Origin of the sequence: Streptomyces sp. WM6386 (assembly GCF_000972385.1) — a bacterium.
Taxonomy (GTDB): Bacteria; Actinomycetota; Actinomycetes; order Streptomycetales; family Streptomycetaceae; genus Streptomyces.
Genome location: NZ_JXTE01000131.1, coordinates 1 through 8,326, shown reverse-complemented (window position 1 = coordinate 8,326; position 8,326 = coordinate 1). Strand labels below are relative to the sequence as shown.

Genomic DNA, 8,326 nt, shown 5'->3' with positions numbered 1-8,326 from the left:
GGTGGGGGTCGGGCTGGGCTTGGGGGCCGGTGTGGGGGTGGGCGTCGGCGTCGGCTCGGGTGCGATGACCGGCGGCGCGGGCGCGGGCTCCTTCTGCGGCGGCTTGGGGGCGTTCTCGGCGGGCTTGACCACCGGCGTGGTCGCGGGGGGCTGGGCCGCGGGCTTGTCGTCGGCCGGTTTGTCGTTGCCGGACAGGGCGAGCGCCACCACGACACCCGCCGCGACCAGCGCACCGGCCGCGATACCGACCTTCACCGGCATGCCCACGCCCTCCGAGGCCGCCGCACCGCCACCCGCACCCGCGCCGCCCGACGAACCGCCACTGGCCGCCGCCGCGCCCGCGACACCCGCCGCGCCCGCTCCCGTGCCACCGGCGATGAGCGCGGCGACCTTGGCGTACCCGGCGGCACCGAACCAGCCGATGACCGCGACCGGCACGACGGCGGGGATGCTGCTCGCGACCTCGGCGATCTGGCTGGCCGCGAGGCGGCACTTGGCGCACTCCTCCAGATGCTTGCGCAACCCGCGTTCGGCACGGGTGCGCAGCCGGCCGCGGGCGTAGGTGCCGAGCTGGTCGGCATAGCGGGCGCACTCCTCGTCGTCGGCGAGGGCGGCGCTGACGTGGGCCTGGAGATAGGCCTGCTTGAGGCCCTCGCGGGCGCGGCTGGCGAGCACGCGCGTGCCGTTGGCGTCGAGCCCGAAGAGCGTGGCGACGTCGCTCGGCGACTCGTCCTCGACCTCGGTGTGCCACAGCACGGCCTGCCAGCGCTCGGGCAGCGACCGGAAGGCCTGCATGGCCATGGACTGCTCGGCCTCGTGCATGGCGCGCACATCGGCCCCCAGGTCCAATGTGTCGTCGTCGGATACGTCGGTCGCGCGCGCGGACTGCGCGGCGAACACCGCGAAGTCGTCGACGAGTTGCTCCCGCTTGGCTGACTTCGTCCAGTTCGCGGCGACGCGCCGGACCGTCGTCAGAAGATACGCGCGTACGGCGTGCTCGGGGCCGGAGCCGCCGCGCACCGCCTGGAGCATGCGGGCGAAGACCTCGGCGGTCAGGTCGTCCGCGGTGTGGGCGTCGCGACAGCAGGTGCGGGCGTACCGGCGGACCGCGTCCGCGTGGCGCCGGTACAGCGCCTCGTAGGCGGTGTCGTCGCCCGAGCGCATCCGGCCGATCAGGTCGGCGTCACCGGGCGGCAGCTCGATCGGCGGCGGCAGGACGCTGTCCTCGCGGCGGTCGCGCTGGGTCGGGACGCTGCCCTCCATCGGGTCACCGCCGACCGGGTGGCGGCCCGCCCGGCCCCCCTGGCTCGGCACCTGGGGCGACGCCAGGCCGCCGGCCTCCGCGTCCCCCTCGCCCTGTGACTCGTCCCGCCCGTCAACGCCCATCGCGGAAAGCCCCCGCCGCCTGCCCACCAGTCACGAACACCGGGTCAGCGTGCCATATTGGCTTTTGGTCAGAACCCGGCTGTGCGGGGCTTCCACTCGTCCGTGGGGTTTTGCCGCACCGCAGTACTAGCCGTCACCCATCCGGGGAAGGCTCAACTCTCGTGTGCTGAGCGGGAGTTGGGGACATGCCGGGAAATCCGGGCATACGAACGAGGCGCGGGCGGCGCAGCACCCACACCTCGTCGTCACCTGATCGAGGCACCGCGTCAAGCGGCCTTTACTACGGCCGCGACCGCAGACCCTCCAGCAGGATGTCCAGCAGCCGCGCCGAGGCCGCCGCCTGCTGCGCCGCATCCGGCAGCGAGGGCGCCGCCGTCGCGATCACCAGCAGCACGTCCGACACCGACACATCGGCCCGCAGCTCGCCCGCCGTCCGCGCCCGCTCCACGAGCTGGCCCACCACGTCGAGCAGCGCCGCCGCCCCGGAGTCGTCCTCGACCGAGTTCCCCGGGGCCTCCGGCACCAGCCGCAGCTCACCCGAGCCCGGCTGCGTCCGCTGCTGCGGCACCCGCGCCTCGTCGTACCCGACACCGTCGTCCTGCTCGTCGGCCACCCCGACCCGCAGCACCTGCGGCGGCAGCAGCCGCCCGGCACCCGAGGCCACCGACGTCCGCAGGAAGCGCGACAGCGCCGACCACGGCTCGTCCTCCTGACCGAGCGCCGTACGCGCCTGGTCCGTCAGCCGGGAGGTCTCCTCCTCGGCTATCCGGCGCACCAGGACGTCCTTGCTCGGGAAGCGCCGGTACACCGTGCCGACACCGACCCGCGCGCGTCGCGCCACGTCCTCCATCGGCGCGCCGTACCCCAGCTCGCCGAAGACCTCGCGCGCCGCACGCAGTACGTGCTCCAGATTGCGCTGTGCGTCCACGCGCAGCGGCGTCGAACGCGAAGCGTCGCGTCCGTTCCCCACCGCCGCGCTCATCGCCCCGCCACCGGGTCCGATGGCAGACGCGGAAGACCAATGAGAGTCCTGAACATGCATAAGCGATCCCCCGGTAATGACGTCTCCCCCCGGAGACTTTCCCCGCCACTGAAAGCCGGAGCGCTATGGGGAACAAACCGCTTCACGGACCGCCCGTCGCGGATCCGATGAGTGCATCCCCCTACACCCCGTCGACACACGAACATAGTTGAGAGGGGGTCAATTCAGAAGGGGCAGGTTCCGCACGGAGCGCCCCCCGATCGGAGTACGGGTCGCATACGTCCCGATTGCACCCCCTCAGGACCCCCGGCGCACACTCGCTGACCTGCAAACCTTCCCCGTACGCCGCCGATTCGGCCAACCCCGCTCGCGCGAAACGCGCGGTCACACAAATTGCCGGGGCTGTGGACAAACTCAAGCGTCGGGTGCGTCATGGGGTGGTGAAGGAACGCGCGCGCATTCTCGTTGTCGGTGGCGGCTACGTCGGGATGTACACGGCCCTGCGTCTTCAGCGGAGGCTGAAAGAGGAACTGAGGCGCGGCGACGTCGAGATCACGGTCGTCACCCCCGACCCGTACATGACCTATCAGCCCTTCCTTCCCGAAGCGGCCGCCGGCTCCATCTCCCCCCGGCATGTGGTCGTCCCCCTGCGCCGCGTCCTGGACCAGTGCCATGTCGTCATCGGCGAGGCCACCGCCATCGACCACGCCAAACGCACCGCGACCGTCACCACCCTCGCCACCGAGGAAGAAGGAACGGGCGCCCGGCAGCTGACGTACGACGAACTCGTCCTCGCCCCCGGCTCGATCTCCCGCACCCTGCCCATCCCCGGCCTCGCCGACCACGCCATCGGCTTCAAGACCGTCGAGGAGGCCATCGGCCTGCGCAACCACGTCATCGAGCAGATGGACATCGCCTCCTCCACCCGCGACCCCGCGATCCGCGACGCGGCCCTCACCTTCGTCTTCGTCGGCGGCGGCTACGCGGGCGTGGAGGCGCTCGGCGAACTCGAGGACATGGCCCGCTACACCGCGCGGTACTACCACAACGTCCAGCCCGAGGACATGAAGTGGATCCTCGTGGAGGCCTCCGAACGCATCCTCCCCGAGGTCGGCGAGGAGATGGGCCGCTACACCGTCACCGAACTGCGCCGCCGCAACATCGACGTACGCCTGAACACCCGCCTCGAATCCTGCGCCGACCGCGTGGCCGTCCTCAGCGACGGCGCCCGCTTCCCGACCCGTACGGTCGTGTGGACCGCCGGCGTCAAACCCCACCCGATCCTCGCCGCCAGCGACCTCCCGCTCACGGACCGAGGTCGGCTGAAATGCACCCCCCAGCTCACCGTCGAGGGCGCCACGCACGCGTGGGCGGCCGGGGACGCCGCCGCCGTCCCCGATGTGACGGTCGCCGAACCCGGCAGGGAGACCGCCCCCAACGCCCAGCACGCGGTACGCCAGGCCAAGGTCCTCGGCGACAACATCGCGCACGCGCTACGGGGCGAGGAGCTGGAGACGTACTCCCACAAATACGTCGGCTCGGTGGCCTCCCTGGGCCTCCACAAAGGTGTCGCACACGTCTATGGACGCAAGCTGAAGGGCTACCCTGCCTGGTTCATGCACCGCGTCTACCACCTCAGCAGGGTGCCCACCTTCAACCGCAAGGCCCGCGTCCTGGCCGAATGGACGCTGTCCGGGCTCTTCAAAAGGGAGATCGTCTCGCTGGGTTCCCTCGAACATCCCCGAGCGGAGTTCGAACTCGCGGCCGGTGGAAAGCCTCCTCAGGACCCCACGAACGACCCGAAGGGGTCGTCCTGACCGGACCCAGGAACTCCATCGGCAAGGTAGGCGTCTGACGGATGTCGACCCGGTCGGCCACACTGCCACACTGATCCCCGACCCAGGACGGGTGGACGCCCGCTCTCCGCACCCAGAGGACCCCAGGCCGGGTCCGGAGCCGGCCGAAGACGACGACACGAGGCAAGGATTCGTGAACTTCACGCGCTGGAGCGCCCGGCTCCCCGGAACACAGCGCCGCGCCGCAGCGCGGACCGACCACCCGGTCACCCCCGACCGACTCGGGGAGGGCGCCGTACCCGCTGCCCGCGCCGAACAACTCACCGACGAAGCACCGCCCGTGCCCGGCGTCGACGAACTCCCCGTGCGCGAGGTACTCGACCGCGTCCCGGCGCTCGTCGCCCTCGTCCACGGCACCGACCACCGCCTCGCCTACGTCAACGACGCCTATGTGACGGCCTTCGGCGTACGAAACCCCGGCGCACCCGCCCGCGAAGCCCTCCCGGAGCTCGACGAGATCGGCCTCCTCCCCCTCCTCGACCAGGTCCTGCGCAGCGGCAAGCCGCGCACGGTCAAGTCCCGCAAGGCCCCCGACGGCCACTCCTACACCTTCACCTGCACCCCGGTGACGGAGGGCGACACCGGAGGCGTCCTGGTCTTCGCGACGGACGTCACCGACCACGCCGAAGCCGCGGAACGCCTCAGAGCCAGCGAACGCCGCCAGCGCGAGACGGCCGTGACCCTCCAGCGCTCCTTGCTCCCCCAGGTCCTGGAGGAACCCGACGACCTCCGCATCGCCGCCACCTACCAGCCAGGCGGCACCGAGGCCGCGGTCGGCGGCGACTGGTACGACGTCATCACCCTCGGCGGCGGCCGCACGGCCTTGGTCATCGGCGACGTGATGGGCAGGGGAGTCCGCGCGGCAGCGGTCATGGGCCAATTGCGTACGGCCGTCAGGGCGTACGCCCGCCTCGACCTCCCCCCGCACGAGATCCTCCAACTCCTCGACGGCCTGGCCGCGGAGATCGACGCCAACCAGATCGCCACGTGCGTGTACGCCATCCATGACCCCAACGAAGGCCGACTGGTGTACGCCAGCGCCGGCCACCTCCCGATCCTCGTCCGCGACGAGAGCGGGGCGGTGCTGCGCGCCGACGAACCGACGGGCCCCCCGCTCGGCACCGGCGGATGGATGCACGCGTCGGGTTCGATCCCGCTCGGCCCCGGCTCCACGGCCGTCCTCTACACGGACGGTCTCGTCGAACGTCGTGACGAAGACCTGGACGAGGGCATCGCCTCCCTGGAGCGCGCCCTGTCCGGCGCGACCGGGACACCCCAGGTCGTCTGCGACCGCCTCGTCCGCTCGGCCGGCGTCACCGCCGACCACGACGACGACGTGGCGGTCCTGGTCCTCCAGCACCCCGCCCGCACGGGCCCCGACAGCGACCTCTTCCGCAATGCCGCGCTGGAACTCCTGGGCGGCATCGAGGCGGCCCCACGCGCCCGTGCGTTCGCCTCCGGCGTGCTGACCAGTTGGCGGTTCCCGGCGGAGCTGCATGACCTGGGGGTGCTGGCGGCGAGTGAGCTGGTCGCCAACTCGCTTCAGCACGGAACGCCCCCGATGCGGTTGCGGCTGCGCCGGACGGACCGACGGTTGATCATCGAGGTGACTGACGGGGACGATCACCTGCCCCGGCGGCGGCGAGCCGAGCCCGGTGACGAGTCCGGTCGGGGCATCGCCATCGTGGCGACGATCGCCTCGAACTGGGGGTCGCGTCGGACGCCGGGGGGCGGGAAGGCGGTCTGGTGCGAGTTCGTGCTGCCCAAGGGGTAGGGGCGCCCCTGAAGGGGCGCCCCGCTTACGCGGCGACGGACTCCACCGTCGCTCCACCCTTCGCCACCACTCGGCTCCTTGCTCGCCACGGGTGGTCCTGTACCGCGGTGAGCTGCCGTCCGAGCCTCAGGCCCAGGAACGTGATGCCCACCGAGAACACCAGGAACATCACGATGTATGGCGCGTGCAACGAGGCGCCCATCGGACCGCCCACCGCCGGGCCCACCGCCAGAGCGAGCTGCTTGACCAGGGCGAAGGCCGAGTTGTACTGGCCGGCCATCCCGCTGGGGGCGAGATCGGCGACCAGGGGAGCGACGGTCGGGGACAGCATCGCCTCGCCCAGACCGAAGAGGGCGTACGTCGAGACGAACGCGGCCGTGGCCATGGCCTGGCTGGTGTGGCCGAGACCGGCGTAACCGGCGGTGATCCACGCGACGGCCCAGATGACGCCGACCGCGGCGATCACCCTGGAGCGCCGACGCCGCTCGACGAACTTCAGTACGGCGAACTGCGCGATGACGATCATCGCGGTGTTGGCGGCCAGCGCCGACCCCAGTGCGGAGGTGGAGATCCCGGCGGCCTCGACGCCGTACGCGGCCAGGCCCGACTCGAACTGGCCGTAACAAGCGAAGAACAGCACGAAGCCCAGGACGCACAGCTGCACCATGGCCCGGTTCCCCAGGAGCTGCTTCCAGCTGCCCTTCGTCGAACCGGCGGGAGCGTCCCCGATCTGCGGCGAGTGCGGTATCCGTACGGTCGCCATCACCACGGCCAGCAGCAGGAACATCGCCGACTCGATCGCGAAGAGGAGGGTGAAGGAGGAGGCGCTCGTCGTGTCGACGAGGTGACCGCCGATGAGACCGCCGACGCCCAGCCCGAGGTTCTGCAGGAAGAACTGCATCGCGAAGGCACGGGAGCGGGTCTCGGAGGTGGAGCAGTCCACGATCATCGTGGCGAGCGCCGGCTGCATCACGGCCTGCCCGGCGCCGAGCGCGGCCGCCGACAGCAGCACGGTGGTCGCGTTGCTCGCGAGTCCCAGGCTCAGCGCACCGATCGCGGCGGTGACCAAGGCGGTGAGCAACACCGGAAGCGGGCCCCGCCGCACGATCGCCCGGCCGGCGAACGGCAGCACGATCAGCGCGGCCACGGCGAAGACGGCGAGGACGAGCCCCGCCGTCATGGCTCCCAGTCCCCGCACCTGCGCCACATAGACGTACAGGTAGGGGACGGTGAAGCCGAGCCCGAACGCGCTGAGTGCGTTACCCACGTGAATCCGGCGCATCGCTGCGCCCATCGCCCTGGTCACGGTCACCTCAATCAGGTAGTTGGAGTCCCTCAGTACTTAGAACCGAAGACTTCAAAGCTAAAGTTAGAACCTAAACAGTACACCCAGAAGAACTTCAACACCAAGCAGCCCCGTGCGATACTTCCGCCCATGGGTGACACCCCCGGCAGCATCGGCAGTGAGCCGACCCTCGAAGAGCAGATCGCCGCCTACCAGCGCGAGTTCCAGGACCTCGACCCCCAGGTCGAGCAGATCGTCTCGGCGCTGTCCCGGCTGAACCGCCGTATGAACGTCGCCTACGGCCGTCAGACCTCCGCCCTCGGCATCAGCAGCGCGGAGTGGGAGGTCCTCAAGGCCCTCGTTCTCTCAGGCGCCCCCTACCAAATGGGCCCCAGCGACCTCGCCAAGGGCCTCGGCCTGACGCCGGCCGCGATGACCCACCGCATCGACCGGATGGTCGCCGAGGGGCTGGTCACCAGGGAGCGGGACGAGTCCAACCGTGTCCGCGTGATCGTGGAGCTGACGGACGAGGGGCGCGAGAAGTGGCTGGAGGCCATGCGGCTCGCTACGGTCTTCGAGGAGGATCTCCTTCAGGACCTCTCCCCGGAGGAGCGGACCAGCCTCGGCGACGTCCTCACCCGTCTCCTCCGTCGGGTGGAGCACGCCCAGCCGGACGCCGGCGGTCGGCTCAGTGACCTGGACTGACGCGTCACCCGAAAAGATCTTGACAGGCTTGGTTGACAGCCTCCTCCGCAATCCGTAGAGTTCTTCGGGTTGCCGCAGAGCCGTAACGGTTCTTCGACAGCGCCTCCCGCCGCATCAGCGGCACACAAACCATCAGCACGATCTCCCAACGGGATAGAATTCGGCGTGCCCGAATTCAATTCGATTTGGGTTCGGCAGCTCGATTAGGAACTGCCGAGAGGATCCGCTAAGGTTTGAGACGTCGGAACGGCCCAACAGCCGGGAAGGCAAGCCCCTCTGACTGGGAGTCAGGCCCGAAAGGATCTGGTAGAGTCGGAACCGCCGGAAAGGGAAACGCG

At 70.5% G+C, this 8,326-nt stretch carries 6 protein-coding genes; 3 read left to right on the top strand and 3 right to left on the bottom strand.

Features of this window, described 5'->3' with window-relative positions; all coding sequences use genetic code 11:
* On the bottom strand, positions 1 to 1,386 hold a 1,386-nt coding region (locus TN53_RS39740), incomplete at its 3' end, for a sigma-70 family RNA polymerase sigma factor (RefSeq protein ID WP_046263730.1).
* A gap of 280 nt (positions 1,387 to 1,666) precedes the next feature.
* A complete protein-coding gene (locus TN53_RS39735) occupies positions 1,667 to 2,428 on the bottom strand; it encodes a TetR/AcrR family transcriptional regulator (RefSeq protein ID WP_046263729.1) in 762 nt (253 codons plus the stop codon).
* Positions 2,429 to 2,805: 377 nt separating this feature from the next.
* Here TN53_RS39735 and TN53_RS39730 point away from each other — a divergent pair, with 377 nt between their 5' ends.
* On the top strand, positions 2,806 to 4,185 hold the full coding sequence (locus tag TN53_RS39730; RefSeq protein ID WP_046263728.1) for an NAD(P)/FAD-dependent oxidoreductase: 1,380 nt from the start codon (positions 2,806 to 2,808) through the stop codon (positions 4,183 to 4,185).
* A gap of 172 nt (positions 4,186 to 4,357) precedes the next feature.
* Positions 4,358 to 5,998 (top strand): ATP-binding SpoIIE family protein phosphatase, encoded by a 1,641-nt coding sequence (locus tag TN53_RS39725; protein ID WP_046263727.1) that lies wholly within the window; start codon positions 4,358 to 4,360, stop codon positions 5,996 to 5,998.
* Between the two features lie 25 nt (positions 5,999 to 6,023).
* On the opposite strand, the gene TN53_RS39720 is transcribed toward TN53_RS39725, so the two are convergent.
* On the bottom strand, positions 6,024 to 7,280 hold the full coding sequence (locus tag TN53_RS39720) for an MFS transporter (RefSeq protein ID WP_199924732.1): 1,257 nt from the start codon (positions 7,278 to 7,280) through the stop codon (positions 6,024 to 6,026).
* A 153-nt stretch (positions 7,281 to 7,433) separates the two neighbouring features.
* Between TN53_RS39720 and TN53_RS39715 the strand changes: the two genes are divergently transcribed.
* Positions 7,434 to 7,988: a MarR family winged helix-turn-helix transcriptional regulator gene (locus tag TN53_RS39715; RefSeq protein WP_046263725.1), complete on the top strand. Its 555-nt coding sequence runs from the start codon at positions 7,434 to 7,436 to the stop codon at positions 7,986 to 7,988.
* The last annotated feature ends 338 nt before the right edge of the window (positions 7,989 to 8,326 follow it).